We start from the raw sequence: 19,740 nt of genomic DNA, 5'->3' as shown, positions 1-19,740 counted from the left end.
CCGACGGGCGGCGGCTCACTGCTGCTGCTCCGTCTGGCGGTCGCGCCAGTTGCTTTCGACCGGCCACACTGAAACCCGTTCCCGGACGGCGATGGACGGCCTTGGCAGGGCTTCCACCGGAACCTCGGGAGAGTCAGAGAGCACCCACGTGTCCTTGGAACCGCCGCCCTGGCTGGAATTGACGATCAGTGAACCCTCCTTGAGGGCTACGCGTGTCAGTCCGCCGGGTAGCACCCAGACGTCGTCGCCGTCGTTGACGGCAAACGGCCGCAGGTCAACGTGCCGAGGGCCAAACTTATCACCGCTGAGGGTGGGAACCGTAGACAGCTGCAGGACCGGCTGGGCAATCCAGCCCCGGGGATCGGCGATGACGCGCTTGCGCAGCGCGTCGAGCTCCTCTTTGGACGCATCGGGCCCGATGACCAGGCCCTTGCCGCCGGACCCGTCCACCGGTTTGACCACCAGTTCATCCAGCCTGTCCAGGACGTGCTCCCGCGCCTCTTTCTCCTCCAGCCGGAACGTGTCCACGTTCGCGATCACGGGCTCTTCGTTGAGGTAGTAGCGGATGAGGTCCGGCACATAGCTGTAGACGAGCTTGTCGTCAGCCACGCCGTTGCCCACGGCATTGGCGATGGTGACGCCTCCGGCCCGGGCCGCGTTCACCAGGCCGGGGCAGCCCAGCATGGAGTCGGCGCGGAACTGCAGCGGATCGAGGAAGTCGTCGTCGATCCGCTTGTAGATGACGTCAACGCGCTGTTCGCCGTCGGTGGTCCGCATGTACACCCTGTTGCCGCGGCAGATCAGGTCACGGCCTTCCACAAGTTCAACGCCCATAAGCCCGGCCAGCAGCGTGTGCTCGAAATATGCGCTGTTGAACACGCCGGGAGTAAGGACCACTACCGTGGGGTCGTCGACGCCGGAGGGCGCCGTCTTGCGCAGGGCGGAAAGCAACCGGCGCGGGTACTCCTCCACCGGACGGATCAGCTGCTGGCCGAAGGCCTCAGGCAGGCCCTTGGCCATGGCCCGGCGGTTTTCCAGGACGTAGCTGACACCGGACGGGACGCGCACGTTGTCTTCGAGCACCCGGAATGTTCCCGCAGCGTCACGGACGACGTCGATGCCCGAGATGTGGACGCGGACTCCGCCAGCCGGCTCGAACCCATGGACCTGGCGGTGGAAGTGGGCACTGGTGGTGACGAGTTGGCGAGGAATGACGCCGTCAGCCACCACGGACATCTTGTCGTAGACATCGTTGAGGAAGGCCTCGAGGGCGCGGACCCGCTGGGCCACGCCCTTCTCCAGGACGGTCCATTCGTCGGCCGGGATCACGCGGGGGACGATATCCAGCGGAAACGGGCGTTCCTCCCCTGCGAAGTCGAAGGTGACACCGCGGTCCAGGAAGGTCCTGGCCATCGAATCGGCCCGGGCGGTCACATCGGTGAGCGAAAGTTCACGGAGAGCCCCGGCGACCTGCCCGTAGGACTTCCTGGCTTCTTGGCCGGGGGTGAACATCTCGTCGTAGGCACCGGAGCGGCCGGCGGCCTCGGAGTAATCCTGGAATAGGTCAGACATGGTCATTAGCCAACCACCTTTTTGTTTCGAATTCATTACTGGTGCCCATTGTGGCGTGTTGGAGCCACCCCCGCCGGTTCGTGTTTTTCCGCACTGTTCCGGCAAAGTATGTGAGTGCCCTTGCCCAGATTCCCCGCCGCCCCTCAAGGACGGATCTCCGCGCGGATCCCACCCCTGGTGCCGGGACTGCTCACTGCCGCCCTCGCCGTCGGGGTGGCCTTTACCGTACACGGAATGGTGCCGGTCCTGCCCGCCATGACCGCCGCCGTCGTCCTTGGCCTGCTTGCCGCGAATCTTCCCGGCACGGGAACGTGGGCGGCGGGACGTGCGCGGGCCGGCCTCGACTTCGCCGGTAAGCACCTGATGCGGGCCGGCATTGTGTTCCTGGGGCTGAAAGTCAGCGTGATGGATGTCCTGGGCCTCGGCTGGCAGTCGCTGCTCCTGATCACGGGCGTGGTCCTGGCAAGCTTTGCCGGAACCTACGGTATTTCGCGTATCTTCCGTCTGACCCGTGACGCCTCCCTGCTCATCGCCACCGGCTTCTCAATCTGCGGTGCCTCGGCTATTGGCGCGATGGCGGCCGTCCGCAGGATCCGCCACGTGGACACCGTCCTCCCGGTGGCTCTGGTCACGCTGTGCGGCACGCTGGCCATCGGCGTCCTGCCGCTCCTGCTGCACCCCTTGCAGCTAACTCCCGAGGTTTTTGGTGCCTGGACCGGCGCATCGGTGCACGACGTCGGCCAGGTGGTGGCCACCGCGCAGACCGCCGGAACCGGCGCCCTGGCAATCGCCGTAGTGGTCAAGCTGACAAGGGTGATCCTCCTGGCCCCCATCGTGGCCGCAGCGGGCATCCACCAGAGGGCTGCACTCAGCCGCGGAGCGAACGGATCCGGCCGGAACGGAGCTGCCCGCAACGGAGCTGAGTGTGCCCGGGCAACCGGCCCCTCCCCCGAAATCGACGGGGCGGACGTCAGGATGCCGCCGATTGTTCCGCTGTTCGTCATCGGTTTTGTGGCCGCGGTGGGTTTGCGGTCAACGGGCTGGCTGTCCCCCGGCTGGCTGGAGGCGGGGGCCGCCCTGCAGGATGTTCTGCTGGGCATGGCACTCTTCGGCCTGGGCTCTGCGGTCCGCGTGCAAACGCTGCTCCACACCGGGGCCAGGGCGCTGCTGGCAGCCCTTGCGGCGTGGCTTCTTATCGCCGTACTGGGACTTGGCGCAGCGCTGCTCATCATTCAGCCGCACTGACCGCCCTGCGGCAGACCGGTCCGGCCCGGCCGCAGGGACCCGGCCGTGATTCAATAGCGTGGTGTCGAATGAGAACCTGCAACGCGATGAAGCGGCAATCCGCTCAGCCCTGATCACCACCCACAGCTATGACGTGTCCCTCGACGTCCGCCAGGCGCAGGATCCGGAGGTCACGGGCTACACGAGCCGCAGTGTCATCACGTTTTCGGCCCGGGAACCCGGCGGGTCGACTTTCCTGGACTTCATCAGCGGCGAGGTGCACAGCGTCTTCCTGAACGGCAAGGGGCTTTCCGTCACCGACGTGGTGGACGGCTCCCGCATCCGGCTGGACAACCTGCAGGCCGAAAACCAGGTGACTGTTACCGGAACAGCCCTGTACAGCACCTCCGGCGAAGGCATGCACCGCTTCTTCGATCCGGCCGACGGCAAGTGCTACCTCTACACCCAGTACGAACCGGCCGACGCCCGAAGGGTGTTCGCAAACTTTGAACAGCCGGACCTCAAAGCTGAGTTCACCTTCCATGTGATGGCCCCGTCCGACTGGCAGGTCGCCTCCAACGGCGCCGAGGCCGGCCGCACGCAACTCACGAGCGACCCCGCAACGAGCCGCTGGGACTTCGCGCCGACACAGCGGATGTCCACCTACATCACGACGGTGCTGGCGGGGCCGTACTTCAAGGCGGAGGACCACTGGAGCGGAACACTGGAGGACGGCACCGCACTGGAGGTCCCGCTGGCCCTGTACTGCCGCAGCTCCATGGCGGGATCCTTTGACACCGGGCACCTCTTTGAGCTCACCAAGCGGGGGCTCGGCTTCTTCAACAACCTCTTTGACTATCCGTATCCGTGGGGCAAATACGACCAGGCCTTTGTGCCGGAGTACAACCTCGGCGCCATGGAGAACCCCGGGCTGGTCACCTTCACCGAAAACTACGTCTTCACGTCCAGGGCAGCTGATTCCCAATACCAGGCCCGTGCCAACACCCTGATGCACGAAATGGCGCACATGTGGTTCGGCGACCTCGTCACCATGCAATGGTGGAACGATCTCTGGCTCAAGGAGTCCTTTGCCGACTACATGGGCACCCTGGGCGTTGACCGCGCCACGGACTGGGATACGGCCTGGGTGAACTTCGCCAACAACCGCAAGGCCTGGGCCTATGTCCAGGACCAGCTGCCCACCACCCATCCGATCGTTGCCGACATACCGGACCTGGAGGCGGCCAAGCAGAACTTCGACGGCATCACTTACGCGAAGGGTGCGTCCGTACTGAAGCAACTGGTCGCCTATGTCGGCTTCGAGGCATTTGTCGCCGGCTCCCGCCGGTATTTCCGGGACCATGCGTACGGCAACACCACGCTCACCGACCTCCTGGCGGCCCTGGGCGAGGCGTCAGGCCGTGACCTGGCACTCTGGGCCCGGCAGTGGCTGCAGACCTCGGGGATTTCCACCGTCTCTGCCGAGATCGAAGAGCACGACGGCGTGCTGGGCCCGGTAACCCTCGTCCAGGACGCGCTGGACCCCGCAACGGGACGCCAGGAACTGCGCCCGCACCGGCTCCGCATCGGCCTCTACGATTTCGATGCCGACGGCCTTCTGGTCCGCATGGACAGTGTGGACACTGACCTGACCGGCCAGAGTACGGTCGTCCCGGAGCTCGAGGGCAAGCCGCTGCCGGCGCTGCTCCTGGTCAACGACGACGACCTCAGCTATGTGAAGGTGCGGTTTGATGCGCGCTCCGAGGCGACGGTGCGCGCGTCGCTTGGCGCCCTGCAGGATCCGATGGCACGGGCGCTGTGCTGGACGGCACTTTGGGACGCGGCACGCGACGCTGTGGTACCGGCGGACCGCTACGTTGCAGCCGTGGAAGTATTCGGGCCCGCCGAAACAGGCATCGGTGTTCTGCTGAACGTCCTGGGCAACGCCTCAACCGCCATCGACCGGTATGTCCCCGCGTCCGGGCGGGCTGCCGTCAGGGACGGATTCCTGGAGGTGGCTGCCCGGGAACTTGGCGCAGCCCGGCCCGGTTCGGACCACCAGCTGGCCTGGGCAAGGAGCCTCGCCACCACAAGCAGGCAGGCAGCGCGACGGCTTGACCTTGTAAGGGGAATCCTGGACGGCACAACGGTGCTCGAAGGCCTTGCCGTCGACCCGGAACTGCGCTGGAGCCTCTGGCACGCCCTGGCAGCGAACGGACAGGCAACCGAGGCCGAACTGGACGCCGAACTTGCCCGCGACACCACCGCCTCCGGCCGTGCCGGCCATGCCACCGCACTGGCAGCGCGCCCCGACGCCGCGGTCAAAGCCGCTGCGTGGGACGCCGCCGTCAGGGGCACCGCGCTCTCCAACCAGCTGCTCAGCGCCACGATTGCAGGCTTCAACACGGCACCTGACGGCCTGCTGGAAGCGTTCGTGGAACCATACTTCGAATGCCTGGAAGACGTCTGGGCGGAACGCAGCATTGAGATCGCCAGCCGGATTGTCCGCGGGCTCTACCCGTCAGGACAAGACCTCGACGGCGGAAGTCCGGACACGAATGCCGTGATTGTCCTGACGGACGGCTGGCTCGCCGGGCACCCGGATGCCCCGCGCGCGCTGCGCCGCATCATCATTGAGCAGCGGAGCCACCTGCACCGGGCCCTTTCGGCGCAGGCAGCCGGAGCGAAAACGCCGTCCGCTGCTCCCTAAATGCCTTTTGGCCCCTCAGAACGACAATTACGGAGCACCCGGTGTGTTTCTACGGCACCCGGTGCAGCCACTCCTCGGTGCCGAACTTGGCCGCCACGCGCTCATGGGCGGCGGCAAGTTCGGCCTCCGTCAGGACTGAGGGCGTGGCGCCGTACCGGCCGCTGAAGACATCCATCATGGCCTCCACGATGTCAGCCCGGGCCAGGCCGGTCTGACGGCGCAGCGGATCCACCCGCTTCTTGGCACTGGTGGTGCCTTTATCCGAGAGCTTTTCCTTGCCGATCCGCAGTACTTCCACCATCTTCTCGGCGTCGATGTCATAGCTCATGGTGACGTGGTGCAGCATGCCGCCGTTTGCGAGGCGCTTCTGGGCCGCACCGCCGATCTTGCCCTGCTCCGTGGCGATGTCGTTGAGCGGGACATAGAAGGCGCTGATGCCCAGTTTCTCCAGCGCAGCCATGACCCAGGCGTCCAGGAACGCGTAGGAATCGGCAAAGCTGATGCCGTCCACCAGGGTCTGCGGCAGGTACAAGGAGTAGGTGATGCAGTTGCCTGCTTCCATGAACATGGCTCCCCCGCCGCTGATGCGGCGGACCACGCTGATGCCATGGCGTGCCACGCCGTCGGGGTGGACCTCATTCCGGACTGACTGGAAACTTCCGATTACCACGGACGGCTCCTCCCAGTCCCAGAAGCGCAGCGTGGGATTGCGGCGCCCTGCGCCCACTTCCTCGGTGAGGACCTCGTCCAGGGCGACATTGACGTGCGTTGGCAACACGGACGGAGCAATGACGTTCCAGTGGTGGTCCCCCCAGCCGGTCGCCTTCGCCAGCGCGCGGCGGACGGCGATGGACACGGCATCGGCGGAGAAACCAAAAAGGACGGCGTCCTCGGGCAGGGCCGCGGTCACAGCGGCCGAGATATCCGCGGCCGTGGCCGTTTCCGGAAGGCCCGTCAGGGCACGGTTGATGTCGAGCAGCGCTTCATCGGGTTCCAGGAAGAAGTCGCCGCTAACGGAAACATGCGAGAAATGGCCGCCCTCGACGTCGAAATCCACCACCACAAGCTTCCCGCCGGGAACCTTGTACTCACCGTGGCGACGGCCGCCGTCGTCGTGCGTGCCGTCTGCCGGACGGGTCTCAAAAGGAGGAATTGTCATGCAACCCATCCTGCCCCAACAACGCAAAAGCCCGCATCTTCCAGAAGTTCCGGAAGATGCGGGCTTTCCAATTGACCTTGGGGAGAAGTTGTTACTTCTTGCCGCCGAAGCCCTTGAAGCGAGCGTTGAAGCGCTCGACGCGGCCTGCAGAGTCCATGATGCGCTGCTTGCCCGTGTAGAACGGGTGGGACTCGGAGGAGATTTCGACGTCGATGACCGGGTAGGTGTTTCCGTCTTCCCACTCGATGGTCTTCTTGGAAGACACGGTGGACTTGGTCAGGAACTTGACGCCGGAAGCCAGGTCGTTGAATACAACAGCTTCGTACTTCGGGTGGGTATTGGACTTCATAATTGGACCTTTGTTCGCACAACTGGATTTTGCCAGTTGCCAGGTATGAATGGGATGGGGCCGCAGGACAACGATGAATGCCACTAGCTTGCAAACACCGGGCGTCCGGACCAACACTCAATCCTAGCCTAAACAGGCTCCCGGCGCGAAACGGATGGGACAGCGCGGGCCGGCGGCGTCAGTCCTTCGGGCGCAGTTCCCAGAAGGCAACGGCGGAAGCGGCTGCGACGTTCAGCGAGTCCACTCCTGCCCGCATGGGAATCCTGACCGCCAGGTCCACGGCCGAGAGCGTCTCCGGGCTCATGCCCGCTCCTTCCGTGCCCAGCACCAGGGCTAGCTTGTCCAGGTTCCGGGCAGCCAGCTCGTCGACGTCCACGGCGTCGTCGGTGAGCTCCATGGCCGCCACCGTGAAACCCTGTTCCCGAAGCACGGCAAGGTCGCCCGGCCACGACTCCAGGCGGGCCCACGGGACCTGGAACACCGTGCCCATGCTCACGCGGACACTGCGGCGGTACAGGGGGTCGCCGCACCGCGGTGAAACCAGAACTGCGTCCACGCCCAGGGCGGCCGCCGACCGGAAGATGGCACCGACATTCGTGTGGTCCACGATGTCCTCGAGGACAGCCACCCGGCGGGCGTTCGCCAGCAGCCCGGGCAGCGGCACGGGCGACGGACGCTGCATGGCCGCCATGGCCCCGCGGTGCAGGTGGAATCCGGTGATGTCTTCCAGGAGGGCGGCGCTGCCTATATAGACCGGAACGTCCGGGAACTGTTCGAAGACGTCGTCGAGGTCCTCGAGCCATTTCTCCGCAAGAAAGAAGGACCGTGGCTGGTGCCCGGCCGCCAGGGCACGCCGGAGCACACGTGACGATTCCGCGATGTACATGCCCTCAGCGGGTTCCCGGAGCTTGCGGAGGTGCACGTCCGTCAGCCGGGTGTAGTCGGAGACCCGCGGATCGTCAGCGGATTGGAGATGGTGGAAAGTCACTGGCCGATTATTTCAGCAGGTTGGTGATCATGAAGCCCAGGGCCACGAGGCCCAGGACGAGGATCACGCCACGGAGCACTGTGGGCGAAAGCTTGCGGCCCACCTTGGCGCCGATGAGGCCGCCGACGCTTGAGGTGACGGCAATGAGGAGCACCACGAGCCAGTTGATCCGGTCGAACGCGAAAAGCAGGTAGGAGATGGCAGCCACCAGGTTTACTCCAAGCACCAGGATGTTCTTCATGGCGTTGGCGTTCTGAATGGTGCCGGTGAGGAAAACACCCAGGATGCCCACCAGCAGGATTCCCTGGGCAGCCACGAAGTAGCCCCCGTAAACACCTGCCAGATAAACCAGCACCACCAGGAGGACAGCGTGCCGCTTGTCCTTGACGGCGTGCTCCGGATTCTCCTCGCGGTTACGGACCCAGGCCTGCAGGCGGGGCTGGAACACCACCATCAGCAGGGCGAGCACTATCAGGAAAGGCGCCACGTAGTGGAAGACCTTTTCCGGCAGGTGCAGCAACAGCCAGGCGCCGGATATGCCGCCAAGGAGGGACGCCGGCAGGAGCCGTACCAACTGCCGGCCGCGTCCTTTCAGTTCCCGGCGGTAACCGAAGGCTCCGGCCGCGGTACCGAAGACGAGCCCCATGGCGTTGCTCATGGAGGCGACCACGGGAGTGACCCCCAAGGCAATGAGCACAGGGAACGTGACGAGGGTTCCGGAGCCCACCACGGCATTGATCGTGCCGGCCCAGAGGCCGGCGATGGACACAAAAATGCTACTGAGAAGATCCAAGATGCTGAGGTGCCGCTTTAGCGGCGGGCGACGGCGGTGTACCGGCCGGCGTTGACGGTCATGTCCAGGTCAAGCCCGAATGTCTCGCTGAGGTTTTCGGCCGTCAGGACTTCGGTGATGGGGCCCGCAGCCACGACTGCGCCGTCGCGCAGCAGCATGGCGTGCGTGAAGCCCGGCGGAACTTCCTCCAGGTGGTGGGTCACCAGGACCATTGCGGGTGCTGCATCGTCCATGGCAAGCTCTCCGAGCTTGTGGACCAGTTCCTCGCGGCCGCCCAGATCCAGGCCGGCCGCGGGTTCATCGAGCAGCAACAGCTCGGGATCAGTCATGAGGGCGCGGGCAATCTGGACCCGTTTGCGCTCACCTTCGGACAGAGTGGCGAAGGTCCTGTTCAGGAGCGGGCCCATCCCCCAGTCGTTGAGGAGGCGGAAAGCCCGCCGCTCGTCATCACGCTCGTATCCCTCGCGCCAGCGGCCAGTGACGCCGTAGGCCGCGGTGACCACGACGTTCAGGACATTCTCGTGTTCCGGAATCTGGGTGGCGAGGGCGGCCGAAGAGAGGCCAATGCGGGGGCGCAACTCGAAAACGTCAACCCGGCCCAGTATCTCGTCAAGAATTCCTGCCGTACCGCTGCTCGGGTGCATCCGGGCGGCTGCGATCTGGAGAAGAGTGGTTTTGCCGGCGCCGTTGGGGCCGAGGATCACCCAGCGTTCGCCTTCGTTGACCTGCCAGTCAACCTTGTCCAGCAGAGTCTTTTTACCTCGGACAACGCTGACGGCGTCCAATTCCAGAACATCACTCATGGAGTAGACACTAGGACAAAACGGGGTCCGACTGATAACCGGTGCACCGGCGCTGGCACACCATGCAGTCGGAACGAAACGAATTCGGGCGCCGGGAAAGCGCTGGCTAAGATTGCAGCCATGAGTTCGAACGTGACTGCGGTCAGCTACGGCGTCAAATTGTCCCCTTCGGAACTGGAGCACCTCCGGTCCCTGCTGACCGGATCAGGCGCTTCCTTCTCCGCCGAATCCCGCACCGGCGACCACCGTTTTGAGGTGTACACGGTGGATTTCTCCGTGGAATCCGGCACGGCTGCCGAGATCGCCGCGCTGCGCCATGAGGTGGCTTCTGCCGGTTTCACCGGAATGGACACCGCAATCGTCCCGGCGTCCCTCCGCGAGGCGCCCCACAAGTTGCTGATCATGGATGTTGATTCCACGCTGATCCAGCAGGAGGTCATTGAGCTCCTGGCTGCTTACGCCGGCAAGAAGGAGGAGGTCACGGCGGTCACCGAGGCGGCCATGCGCGGCGAACTCGACTTCGCCCAGAGCCTGCACGCGCGTGTGGCAGTCCTCGCCGGACTGCCGGCCGACGTCGTCGATTCCGTTCGGGCCGAGGTGCAACTCAGCGAAGGGGCCGCGGACCTCGTGGCGGCGTTCCAGGCGGGCGGCCACGCCGTTGCAGTCGTCTCGGGGGGCTTCAACCAGATCCTGCGCCCCATCGCGGAGGACCTCGGGATGGATTACTGGATCGCCAACGAACTGGAAATCGTCGACGGCGCGCTGACAGGCAAGGTTCTCGGCGCGGTGATCGACCGGGCGGCCAAGGAGAAGTACCTCCGCGAGTGGGCGGCGGCCGAGGGCATCCCCCTGGAGCACACCATCGCCGTGGGTGACGGTGCCAACGACCTGGACATGCTCAGTGCCGCCGGGATCGGCGTCGCCTTCAACGCGAAACCAGCCGTGCGCGCAGCCGCCGATGCGGCGGTCAACCTGCCCTACTTGGACGCCGTGCGGCACATCGCCGGGGTCTGAGGCAGCGGCGACGCACTGGGCATCAGTCCTGGCTCCGGTTTCGGGAAAAACTTGACGTGACGGAAAACGTGACGTGACACAAAGAAGGCCGGGCATCTGCCCGGCCTTCTTTATGCTTTCCCTGGCGGCTGTGTCAGCCGGCCTGGCCGGTGCTCTTACCGAAGTAATCGGCTCCCCCGGCGTACTCGGTGTGGCCGGTCTCGACGTCGGCAGTGACCATCTTGGCGATCTCCGCGGCGAACTCCGCCACTGAATACAGTTTGCCGGCTTCGGCCCTGCGGGCTTCGATGGCCCCCGGGTTGGACCGGTCAAGCAGGGTGGCGGTGACGGTTCCTTCGATCATGTCCCCGGAAACCACTACGAAGGAAATGCCCTTGTCCGCAAGGTTCGGGATGAGGGCGCGCAGGGCGTCCTCGCCCGCGCGCTTGCTGCGTGCCACCGGTTCGTACTCCGGCATCGTGGGCACGGTATCAATGAAGTGGGCCTGGTGGCTGGTCACGAAGACTACACGGGAACCTTCGCGCATCAGCGGCACCGCTGCGTTCAGCATGTTGACCTGGGCGTCACGGTTCAGCTTCAGGGCGTAGCCCTCTTCCATGCCCGACTCCATGCCGCCGGAGGCATTGAGGACCAGGACGTCGAGCGAGCCGAAGTTCTCCATGGCCGCGCTGGCCAGTGCCTGGACACCTTCCTGCGTGGTGAGGTCGGCGCCGACCGCTGCGGCACGGCCGCCATCGGCCTCGATTTCAGCCACAACCTTGTTGGCCCGCGGGGCCTTCTGGCGGTAGTTCACTACGACGGCGGCACCTTCAGCCGCGAGGAGCTTGGCGACGTCAGCACCGATCCCCCTCGACGAACCGGTCACAATGGCAGTCTTTTTGTCCAGCAATCCCATTCGAGCTCCTTTGTTCCAAACGTCCAAAATCTGTGGGTCTGCCATCCATCATGCCAGCGGACCGGGAGATTTCAGTTGTTTGACGCCAACAAAGAAGCTGGCTCCGGCTAGTTGCGGCGTGGCGCATGCCATTGCCGGGCCCGGACGGGCCGGCGTAAGCTCGCCGCCATGAAATACAGGGCCTCCCGTCGGGAGCCGGGCCATGAATCGGGGATCAGGTCCGACGTGCCGGTCGTTTCGTCCATAGCGTTGCCGCGCCTGCCGTTGCGCGGCCAGCATTAGCCAAGGGTCTGGAGAAATAGGGCACATTTTAGTTTCGTAATTAGCAGTTCAAGGCTGTAGAGTTCCGGAGTTAGGTAAGCCTAAAATCACCTAGGAAATCCATGGCCCTCATCCATAGCCGGTGCGCTGACGCAGATCCGGCCGATGCCGGCGTTCTTGCCTCGCTGAGTGTTCCGCCCGATGTTGCGCGTGTGCCCTTCGCTGCTGAACTTGCCCGGCGAGGTGAGCGGCCGGCGATCGTTACCGCAGAGTGTGTCGTCACCTACCGGGAGCTCGCCGAACGCGTTGAGGCTTTGCTGCTTCGGCTGGGAACCGCGCGGCGGCTCGTGGCCCTGACTGCCAGCAACGACGTTGACTCGGTCGTCGGGTACCTGGCGGCGCTAGCCGGTGGCCATCCGCTGATCCTTCTCCCGGAGGACAAACCTGCTGCCTTCGACTCACTCGTGGCCGCCTACGACCCCGATGTCATCCTCAGATCCGGTGCGGACGGACAGAACGTGCTGGACGAGCGGCGGAAAGGAACCCGGCACCAGTTGCACCCCGACCTGGCGCTGCTGTTGAGTACGTCGGGTTCCACGGGATCCCCCAAACTGGTCCGGCTTTCCCACGCCAACCTCCAATCCAACGCCGAGTCCATCGCCGACTACCTCGGCATCGGCGAGGACGACCGCACCATAACAACGCTGCCCATGTCCTACTGCTACGGGCTGTCCGTGATCAACAGCTACCTGCTGCGTGGAGCCAGCTTTGTCCTGACTGACCTGTCTGTCGTGGACAGCTGCTTCTGGGAGCTGTTCCGCCGCCATCGCGTCACATCGTTCGCGGCGGTTCCCTACACCTTCGAACTGCTCGACCGCGGGGGGTTCGCCGACATGGAGCTGCCCAGCCTCCGCTACATCACGCAGGCGGGTGGCAGGCTGGCGCCCGCCACAGTGGAACGGTATGTCGAGCTGGGCCGGCGGCGCGGCTGGGAGCTCTTCGTGATGTATGGGCAGACGGAAGCCACCGCCCGGATGGCGTACCTTCCTCCACGGCTGGCGGCCAGCCACCCCGGCGCAATCGGAATTCCCGTCCCGGGCGGCAGCTTCCGCATCGACCCCCTTCCGGGGCTGGAGGAGGGCGAACTTGTTTACACCGGCCCGAATGTGATGCTCGGGTACGCGCAGAGTCCTGAGGATCTCGCGCTGGGCCGGACCGTCCACGAGCTGCGCACGGGCGATCTGGCCAGAACAGATGCCTCGGGCCTGTATGAGGTTGTCGGCCGGCGCAGCCGGTTCGTGAAAATCGTCGGGCTCCGCGTCGACCTGGGGCAGGTCGAACGCATCCTCGCGGACCTCGGCATGGAAGCTGCCTGCGCCGGCACGGACGAAGGACTCGTCGTCGCCGTCAAAGGCTCCAACGACCTGCAGCTCGTGGCCAAAGTCCTGGCGCAGGGCATCGGCCTGCCGCGGGCGTCGCTGCAGGTCTGCAGCGTACCGGAGATTCCGCGCCTCGGGTCGGGCAAGGCGGACTATCAGGGAATCCTGGCCCTCCCGCAGCACGGCCGCGTCCCGGCGGAGCCGTCAGCCGCTCAGGTGGAGGAAACCGGCCGGGACAGCGTGAGGAGAATCTTCGAAGCCACGCTCGAGCTGACAGGCGTGAATGACGGCGACACGTTCGTCTCACTCGGCGGTGACTCACTGTCATATGTGGCGGCGTCGGTGCGACTCGAGCAGTTGCTCGGACACCTTCCGACTAACTGGCATGTAACCCCGGTCCGGGACCTGGAACTGCAAGCCCGGACCCCGGATCAGCCCACACGAAGAAGCTGGTTCGCCCCCACTGATACGAGCATCGTGCTGCGTGCGGTGGCGATCATTCTGATCACTGGTACGCATGTCGGACTGTTCACCTGGCCCGGTATGGCGCACGTGCTGATGGCGGTCGCGGGGTTCAACTTTGCCCGCTTCCAGTTGACCGGAGATCGCGTTCCCCGCATGAAGCGGCAGCTCTGCAGCATATCCCGCGTGGTGATCCCGAGCGTTGCCTTCATCGCGGTTGCCTACGTGCTAACAGACCGCTATAGCTTGGCAAATATCGTCCTGCTCAACGCCGTCATCGGGCCCGAAGAAGTAACCACCCAGTGGCATTTCTGGTTTGTTGAAGTCCTCGTTTACCTGCTGCTGGGAATGACCGCAGTGCTCGCGCTCCCCTGGGTCGACAGGGCGGAACGTCGCTATCCACTTCTCTTTCCGCTGACCCTCCTGGCGGCCGGACTCACGACCCGCTACGACCTGGTCGATCCCGGAGTCCCCAACACGGCACCGGCGTTGTGGCTTTTCGCCCTGGGGTGGGCCGTTGCCCGATCCAGGACCTGGGCGCACCGCTGCACGGCGTCGGTCATCGCTGCACTCAGCATTCCCGGATTCTTCGAAAACCCGGCCCGCGAAACGACCCTCCTGGCCGGAATCCTCGTGTTGATCTGGCTGCCGAGCATCCCCGTACCGCGCGGCCTGCAACGCCTTACCGGTCTGCTGGCAAGCTCCTCGCTGTACATCTATCTGGTTCACTGGCTAGTCTTTCCGGCATTTTCAGACTTTAGCCAAGCACTGGCAGTGGCCGTCTCGCTGTGCGCAGGTGTGGCCTACTGGGCCTTATGCAGCCACATGCCTCCGCTGCTAACACGTGCGCTCGGCTTCCGTCGCCGTCAGCCCGGCTATACACGATAGGCCGACCCGCAACGGAAGCCGCGGCCGCTCCTCAGCCGTGCTCGATCTGGATCTTGCGTGTCCCGGCGGCCGGCGGGGCCTGTTCGGGCGCCGGCACCCGGACTTCCAGGACACCGTCCTTGTAGGAGGCCGTCACATCTTCCTCCCGTGCACCCGGGGGCAGCGAGACACTCCGTGCGAACGAGCCGTACCGGAACTCCGACCGGTAGCCGCTCTTGCTCTTATGCTCGGTTTTTTCCTCGCGCTCCGCTTTGATGTGCAGCATGCCGTCTGCAACCGAGACGTCCACGTCCTTCTCGGGATCGAGGCCGGGCACCTCAGCCCGCACCACGAGCGTGTTTCCGTCCAGGAACTGCTCCACACGGATTGACGACATTGTCAGGTCTCCGTCGAGGAAACGCCGGATGGGTTCCAGGACGTCCGACGGCGTCCATTTGTTGAGATCGGCCATGACAGCTCCCTAGTGTTGTACCCCGTGATCTGTGGCCGGCCGGGTGCGGCTCCAGCCGGTATGCCCATTACACACCCGCCAACGGGGCGTGTAACGGGCAAAAGGTCCCCTTCATGGCAGGGGGTTTGGAACGGGTGTGGGAGCGCACGGAGGGTTAGTGGCCCATGCCCAGGCCGCCGTCGACAGGGATCACGGCGCCGGAGATGTAGGACGCTTCATCACTGGAAATCCAGCGCACCACGTTCGCCACTTCAGCGGCTTCGGCGAAGCGCCCCGCAGGCACCTTGGACAGGTAGTCCTTCTGGGTGGCCTCCGGCAACTCCGCTGTCATGTCGGTGTTGATGAAGCCTGGTGCCACGACGTTGGCCGTGATGCCGCGGCCGCCGAGTTCGCGGGTCAGCGAGCGGGCAATTCCCACCAGGCCGGCCTTGGAAGCGGAGTAATTGATCTGGCCCGGGGCACCGTAGAGCCCCGAAACGGAGGAAATCAGCACAACCCGGCCTTTGCGCATCCGGATCATTCCCTTGGACGCCCGCTTGATGACACGGAAGGCTCCGGTCAGGTTTGTGTCGATGACCGAGGTGAAATCGTCTTCGCTCATGCGCATCAGCAGCGTGTCCTTGGTGATCCCGGCGTTGGCGACCAGCACCTCCACCGGCCCGTGCGCAGCCTCAACGGCTGCGAACGCGGCGTCTACGGAGGCCTCATCGGTGACATCGGCCTTGACGCCCATTATTCCCTCCGGGAGCGCCGACTCGCTGCGGTACGTCACGGCAACCTTGTCACCGTTGGCCAGGAACGCCTCGGCAATGGCCAGGCCGATGCCCCGGTTGCCACCGGTGATCAGAACGCTGCGGCCGGTCGATGCTGCTTCAGTCATAGTTTGCTCCGGAATTCTGCGGCATGGGGCACCGCGGTAAGGGGCGGGATTTTTACTGCCTTCGATCTTAGCCTCCGTTTGGGCGGCACCGGCGAGGGTGAGAGAATTGGGTTAAGCCTTGGGAGCGTGATTAGACAGCCGTGACACTTGCAAAACGACCCGGACCTTCGACGTCCGGTGAACCGGACGCTGTCTCCGGTGACGCCCAGGTGCACAGCATCACGGAGGCCGCCACTGCCCACTCGGAAGAGATGCGCGTGCGGATGATCAAGTACGCCGTGGCAATGGGCATCCGCATGGTGTGCCTGATCCTGGTGTTCGTTGTTGATGGCTGGTTCAAAGTCCTGCCGATCGCCGGGGCGGTGTTTCTTCCGTGGATCGCCGTGGTCATCGCCAACGGCAGCGACAAGGCGGAGATCCACAGCGATTCCCTGCTGGACGCCGCCCCGCTTGCAGAGCTCGAAGCACCGGATTCGCCGGCTGCCGTCGCGGACGAAGGGCCCACGGTTCTCCAAGGCGAACTCATCGAGGACGAAGACGATAACGACGGCCAGGAACGGGCAGCTTCATGAACATTTTTGACCTGGCCGGCGGCGACGCGGGGCCCGCGGAAACGGCTGCACCGATGTGTTCCCGGAAGGCCTGCCGGGCGGGGGCAGCCTGGCAACTGCTGTGGAACAACCCGAAGATCCACACGCCCGACCGCCGCAAGACCTGGCTGGCCTGCGATGACCACCGGCTGTGGCTTGAGGACTACCTCCAGACCCGGGGCCTCTGGAAAGAGACCTTGCCGCTGGGTCTGGCCACTGCCTCGGGCAGGGACAGCTGAATGTACCGCTTCCTCTTCTCCAGCAAATGGCTGGGTTATCTGTTGCTGGCTGCGATCTTTGCCACTGCCTGCGTCTTACTTGGCCGCTGGCAGATGGACCGCAGGGCCGAATCCCTGGCGGAGATCAACCGGGTCACATCCAACTACTCGGCAACCCCCCTGCCCTTCGCAGCTGCGGAAGGGCAGTTCTCCCGGCTGGATGCCGACAAGGAATGGACCCAGGTGGAGTTGAAGGGCCGCTACGACGTCAGCGGCCAACGCGTAGTGCGTAACCGGCCGCTCAACGGCCAGCCCGGCTACGAAGTGGTGGTCCCCTTCAGACTCACCACAGGACAGACGGTTATCGTGGACCGCGGCTGGCTCCCGATCGGAAACAACACTCCCGGGCGCCCGGATTCCGTGCCGGAACCGCCGGCGGGCGAAGTCACCGTGGTAGTGCGCCTTAAACCGGGCGAGCCGGAGCTTCAGCGTGGCGCCCCCGACGGGCAGCTTGCCTCCATCGATCTCCCGGCTTACGCCGCCCAGCTTGGGTACCCCGTTCTGACCGGCGCTTACGGGCAGCTCGCTTCGGAAACGCCGGCCGCCGCCACCATGCCGTACCCGTTCCCGAAACCCTCCGTGGAAGAAGGGACACACTTGTCCTATTCGCTGCAGTGGTTCACTTTCGGCGTGTTGATGTTTATTGGCTTCGGCTACGCGGCGCGGCAGCAGGCGCGCAATGCGGAGATCGACGCCCAGGACGCCGCCGAGGACGGCGCGCCCGAGTACGCCGTGGCTGCGAACCGGCGCCGCCCGGCTCCCCGGAAGCGCAGGAATCCCACCGCGGAGGAAGAGGAAGACGCCATCCTGGATGCCCAGGGGTACTAAGTGACAAGCCCTGATGGCGTTCCCGCGCCCGTCGCCAACGTCAGGCGCGTCCTCGCCGCCCTTGGCGCCGAGGACACGGTGACCATGTTCGACTCAAAAGTCCCGACGGCGGCGGCGGCAGCTGCGACGCTGGGCTGCGAAGTAGCGGCCATCACCAACAGCCTGGTGTTCGACGTCGACGGCGTTCCCCTGCTGATCCTGGCCAGCGGTGCGGCGAGGGTGGACACTGCGCTGGTAGCAGCCCGGTTGGGAACAGGAAGGATCCGCCGCGCGTCCCCCGCCTACGTCCTGGAACATACCGGCCAGGAAGTAGGAGGAGTGGCCCCTGTAGGCCACCCGGAAAGGATCAGAACAGTGTTGGACGAGTCCCTCAAAGCCCACAACCTGCTCTGGGCCGGAGCAGGAGACCACCACTCGATGTTCAGCATCACCTACAACGAGCTGAAGAAGATCACAGGCGCAGAAGAGATGCCGGTCCGCTAGCGCACCCGATCCCAGAATCCCGGTGCTAAGCCAGCGTAATCAGGTCCAGGTAGTCTTCGTTCCAGTGGTCTTCTACGCCGTCGGGCAGCAGGACGACGCGCTCGGGGTTGAGGGCTTCGACGGCACCTTCATCGTGGCTCACAAGGACGACGGCGCCGGTGTAGTTGCGCAGGGCACCCAGAATCTCGGTGCGGCTGGCCGGGTCGAGGTTGTTGGTGGGCTCATCGAGAAGCAGCACGTTCGCGCTCGACGCCACGATCGTGGCCAGCGCCAGGCGCGTTTTCTCACCGCCGGAGAGCACACCGGCGGGCTTGTCAACGTCGTCGCCGGAGAACAGGAACGAACCCAGGATGCCGCGCACCTCGGAGTCGTTCATGTCCGGCGCGGAGGAGCGCATGTTCTGCAGGACGGTCCGGTCGACGTCGAGCGTCTCGTGCTCCTGGGCGTAGTAGCCCACCTTGAGCCCGTGGCCGGCGATTACTTCGCCGGTATCCGGCTTGTCGACGCCGGCCAGCATCCGCAGCAGCGTGGTTTTGCCGGCACCGTTGAGTCCCAGGATGACCACCTTGGAGCCGCGGTCAATGGCCAGGTCCACGTCGGTAAAGATTTCCAGTGAGCCGTAGGACTTGCTGAGGCCGTCCGCGGTGAGCGGGGTCTTACCGCAGGGCGACGGATCCGGGAAGCGCAGGGCTGCCACGCGGTCGTTTTCGCGCACGGCCTCCAGCCCGCTGAGCAGGCGTTCGGCGCGTTTGGCCATGTTCTGGGCGGCAACGGCCTTGGTGGCCTTCGCCCGCATCTTGTTGGCCTGGTCGAACAGGACCTGGGCTTTCTTTTCGGCGTTGGCGCGTTCCCGCTTGCGGGCGCGTTCGTCGGTTTCACGCTGCTGGAGGTAGCGCTTCCAGTCCATGTTGTAAAAGTCGATCTGGGCGCGGTTGGCGTCCAGCAGGAAAACTTTGTTGACGGTGGCTTCGAGCAGCTCCGTGTCGTGGCTGATCACGATCAGGCCGCCCTGGTGGTTCTTCAGGAAGTCGCGCAGCCAGGCGATGGAGTCGGCGTCGAGGTGGTTGGTGGGCTCATCGAGGAGCATGGTCTCGGCATCCGAGTAGAGGATGCGGGCGAGCTCCACGCGGCGACGCTGCCCGCCGGAGAGCGTCTTGAGCGGCTGGTTCAACAGGCGGTCCGGGAGGGCGAGGTTCGAGCAGATCGCGGCTGCCTCGGCTTCGGCGGCGTAACCCCCGGCCGCCAGGAACTCGGACTCAAGCCGGTCGTAGCGGTTCATCGCCTTGCGCTGGACTGCGGCGTCCTCACTGGCCATTTCTTCGTGGGCCAGGCGGAGTTTGCCGACGGCGATGTCCAGGCCGCGGACGGACAGAATCCGGTCGCGCGCGAGCTGTTCCATGTCCGGCGTGCGCGGGTCCTGGGGAAGGTAGCCGATCTCACCGCTGCGGGTGACCTTGCCGGCGGCCGGGAGCCCCTCGCCGGCGAGAACCCGGGTCAGAGTGGTTTTACCTGCACCGTTACGGCCTACCAGGCCGATCTTGTCTCCCTTGTCGATCCGGAAGCTCACCTGGTCCATGAGGAGGCGGGCGCCGGCGCGCAGTTCGAGATCCTGGACGGTAATCAATGCAGCTAAGGCCTTTCACAACAGGGAACGCCGCGGCACAACGGATGGAATCTGGGCGGGGCCGGGGCAGTGTGGCCGAGAGAACGGCCTCTACCAGTCTACCGGCACC

18 protein-coding genes are annotated in these 19,740 nt (G+C 65.0%); 8 read left to right on the top strand and 10 right to left on the bottom strand.

The window, feature by feature from the left end:
- Positions 1-15 precede the first annotated feature (15 nt).
- Positions 16-1,572: a circularly permuted type 2 ATP-grasp protein gene (locus tag ARTH_RS10770; protein ID WP_043430693.1), complete on the bottom strand. Its 1,557-nt coding sequence runs from the start codon at positions 1,570-1,572 to the stop codon at positions 16-18.
- 120 nt (positions 1,573-1,692) lie between these two features.
- On the opposite strand from ARTH_RS10770, the gene ARTH_RS10765 reads away from it, so the two are divergent.
- Positions 1,693-2,817: a YeiH family protein gene (locus ARTH_RS10765; protein WP_011691976.1), complete on the top strand. Its 1,125-nt coding sequence runs from the start codon at positions 1,693-1,695 to the stop codon at positions 2,815-2,817.
- A gap of 61 nt (positions 2,818-2,878) precedes the next feature.
- On the top strand, positions 2,879-5,506 hold the full coding sequence (gene pepN / locus ARTH_RS10760) for an aminopeptidase N (RefSeq protein ID WP_043430689.1): 2,628 nt from the start codon (positions 2,879-2,881) through the stop codon (positions 5,504-5,506).
- A gap of 49 nt (positions 5,507-5,555) precedes the next feature.
- On the opposite strand, the gene ARTH_RS10755 is transcribed toward pepN, so the two are convergent.
- The 5 genes from ARTH_RS10755 to ARTH_RS10735 form a co-directional block, all read right to left on the bottom strand.
- On the bottom strand, positions 5,556-6,665 hold the full coding sequence (locus ARTH_RS10755) for a lipoyl protein ligase domain-containing protein (protein WP_156810668.1): 1,110 nt from the start codon (positions 6,663-6,665) through the stop codon (positions 5,556-5,558).
- 91 nt (positions 6,666-6,756) lie between these two features.
- On the bottom strand, positions 6,757-7,014 hold the full coding sequence (locus ARTH_RS10750; protein WP_011691973.1) for a type B 50S ribosomal protein L31: 258 nt from the start codon (positions 7,012-7,014) through the stop codon (positions 6,757-6,759).
- 178 nt (positions 7,015-7,192) lie between these two features.
- The gene (locus ARTH_RS10745) at positions 7,193-8,002 is read right to left on the bottom strand and encodes a TrmH family RNA methyltransferase (protein WP_011691972.1); all 810 of its coding nucleotides are present in this window, start codon (positions 8,000-8,002) and stop codon (positions 7,193-7,195) included.
- A 7-nt stretch (positions 8,003-8,009) separates the two neighbouring features.
- Entirely contained in the window at positions 8,010-8,795 is a 786-nt protein-coding gene (locus tag ARTH_RS10740) for a sulfite exporter TauE/SafE family protein (RefSeq protein ID WP_011691971.1), read from the bottom strand.
- A 17-nt stretch (positions 8,796-8,812) separates the two neighbouring features.
- Positions 8,813-9,598: an ABC transporter ATP-binding protein gene (locus tag ARTH_RS10735; RefSeq protein WP_011691970.1), complete on the bottom strand. Its 786-nt coding sequence runs from the start codon at positions 9,596-9,598 to the stop codon at positions 8,813-8,815.
- Positions 9,599-9,718: 120 nt separating this feature from the next.
- On the opposite strand from ARTH_RS10735, the gene serB reads away from it, so the two are divergent.
- Positions 9,719-10,612, top strand: coding sequence for a phosphoserine phosphatase SerB (gene serB, locus ARTH_RS10730; RefSeq protein ID WP_011691969.1), 894 nt, complete (start codon positions 9,719-9,721; stop codon positions 10,610-10,612).
- Between the two features lie 133 nt (positions 10,613-10,745).
- Here serB and ARTH_RS10725 read toward each other — a convergent pair whose 3' ends face one another.
- Positions 10,746-11,507 carry an SDR family oxidoreductase gene (locus tag ARTH_RS10725; protein WP_011691968.1) on the bottom strand — a complete coding sequence of 254 codons (762 nt, stop codon included), beginning with the start codon at positions 11,505-11,507 and terminating at the stop codon, positions 10,746-10,748.
- 383 nt (positions 11,508-11,890) lie between these two features.
- On the opposite strand from ARTH_RS10725, the gene ARTH_RS10720 reads away from it, so the two are divergent.
- Positions 11,891-14,497: an AMP-binding protein gene (locus tag ARTH_RS10720; protein ID WP_011691967.1), complete on the top strand. Its 2,607-nt coding sequence runs from the start codon at positions 11,891-11,893 to the stop codon at positions 14,495-14,497.
- Between the two features lie 31 nt (positions 14,498-14,528).
- Here ARTH_RS10720 and ARTH_RS10715 read toward each other — a convergent pair whose 3' ends face one another.
- Positions 14,529-14,948 carry an Hsp20/alpha crystallin family protein gene (locus tag ARTH_RS10715; RefSeq protein ID WP_011691966.1) on the bottom strand — a complete coding sequence of 140 codons (420 nt, stop codon included), beginning with the start codon at positions 14,946-14,948 and terminating at the stop codon, positions 14,529-14,531.
- A 154-nt stretch (positions 14,949-15,102) separates the two neighbouring features.
- Positions 15,103-15,828, bottom strand: coding sequence for a 3-oxoacyl-ACP reductase FabG (gene fabG, locus ARTH_RS10710; protein ID WP_011691965.1), 726 nt, complete (start codon positions 15,826-15,828; stop codon positions 15,103-15,105).
- Positions 15,829-15,968: 140 nt separating this feature from the next.
- Between fabG and ARTH_RS10705 the strand changes: the two genes are divergently transcribed.
- The 4 genes from ARTH_RS10705 to ARTH_RS10690 are packed head-to-tail and all read left to right on the top strand — an operon-like array spanning position 15,969 to position 18,007.
- Positions 15,969-16,400, top strand: coding sequence for a DUF3099 domain-containing protein (locus ARTH_RS10705; protein WP_011691964.1), 432 nt, complete (start codon positions 15,969-15,971; stop codon positions 16,398-16,400).
- Positions 16,397-16,657, top strand: a complete 261-nt coding sequence (locus ARTH_RS10700) for a hypothetical protein (RefSeq protein WP_011691963.1) — start codon at positions 16,397-16,399, stop codon at positions 16,655-16,657. Before ARTH_RS10705 ends, ARTH_RS10700 begins: the two co-directional genes overlap by 4 nt.
- Positions 16,658-17,524: an SURF1 family cytochrome oxidase biogenesis protein gene (locus ARTH_RS10695; RefSeq protein ID WP_011691962.1), complete on the top strand. Its 867-nt coding sequence runs from the start codon at positions 16,658-16,660 to the stop codon at positions 17,522-17,524. It abuts the gene before it with no gap.
- On the top strand, positions 17,525-18,007 hold the full coding sequence (locus tag ARTH_RS10690) for a YbaK/EbsC family protein (protein ID WP_011691961.1): 483 nt from the start codon (positions 17,525-17,527) through the stop codon (positions 18,005-18,007). It abuts the gene before it with no gap.
- Positions 18,008-18,032: 25 nt separating this feature from the next.
- Here the strand turns inward: ARTH_RS10690 and ARTH_RS10685 are convergent, their stop codons facing one another.
- On the bottom strand, positions 18,033-19,631 hold the full coding sequence (locus tag ARTH_RS10685; protein ID WP_011691960.1) for an ABC-F family ATP-binding cassette domain-containing protein: 1,599 nt from the start codon (positions 19,629-19,631) through the stop codon (positions 18,033-18,035).
- Between the last annotated feature and the right edge of the window lie 109 nt (positions 19,632-19,740).

Origin of the sequence: Arthrobacter sp. FB24 (genome assembly GCF_000196235.1) — a bacterium.
Lineage (GTDB): Bacteria > Actinomycetota > Actinomycetes > Actinomycetales > Micrococcaceae > Arthrobacter.
Note: the sequence above shows the minus strand (reverse complement) of the source record. Positions and strands in the feature narration are given on the sequence as shown.

Bases quoted from the DNA above. Each gene is read 5' to 3' on its own strand.
- ARTH_RS10725 (WP_011691968.1), bottom strand. From the start codon at position 11,507: ATGGGATTGCTGGACAAAAAGACTGCCATTGTGACCGGTTCGTCGAGG.
- serB (WP_011691969.1), top strand. From the start codon at position 9,719: ATGAGTTCGAACGTGACTGCGGTCAGCTACGGCGTCAAATTGTCCCCT.
- ARTH_RS10770 (WP_043430693.1), bottom strand. From the start codon at position 1,572: ATGTCTGACCTATTCCAGGATTACTCCGAGGCCGCCGGCCGCTCCGGT.
- ARTH_RS10735 (WP_011691970.1), bottom strand. From the start codon at position 9,598: ATGAGTGATGTTCTGGAATTGGACGCCGTCAGCGTTGTCCGAGGTAAA.
- ARTH_RS10750 (WP_011691973.1), bottom strand. From the start codon at position 7,014: ATGAAGTCCAATACCCACCCGAAGTACGAAGCTGTTGTATTCAACGAC.
- ARTH_RS10720 (WP_011691967.1), top strand. From the start codon at position 11,891: ATGGCCCTCATCCATAGCCGGTGCGCTGACGCAGATCCGGCCGATGCC.
- ARTH_RS10755 (WP_156810668.1), bottom strand. From the start codon at position 6,665: ATGACAATTCCTCCTTTTGAGACCCGTCCGGCAGACGGCACGCACGAC.
- ARTH_RS10695 (WP_011691962.1), top strand. From the start codon at position 16,658: ATGTACCGCTTCCTCTTCTCCAGCAAATGGCTGGGTTATCTGTTGCTG.
- ARTH_RS10700 (WP_011691963.1), top strand. From the start codon at position 16,397: ATGAACATTTTTGACCTGGCCGGCGGCGACGCGGGGCCCGCGGAAACG.
- fabG (WP_011691965.1), bottom strand. From the start codon at position 15,828: ATGACTGAAGCAGCATCGACCGGCCGCAGCGTTCTGATCACCGGTGGC.
- ARTH_RS10715 (WP_011691966.1), bottom strand. From the start codon at position 14,948: ATGGCCGATCTCAACAAATGGACGCCGTCGGACGTCCTGGAACCCATC.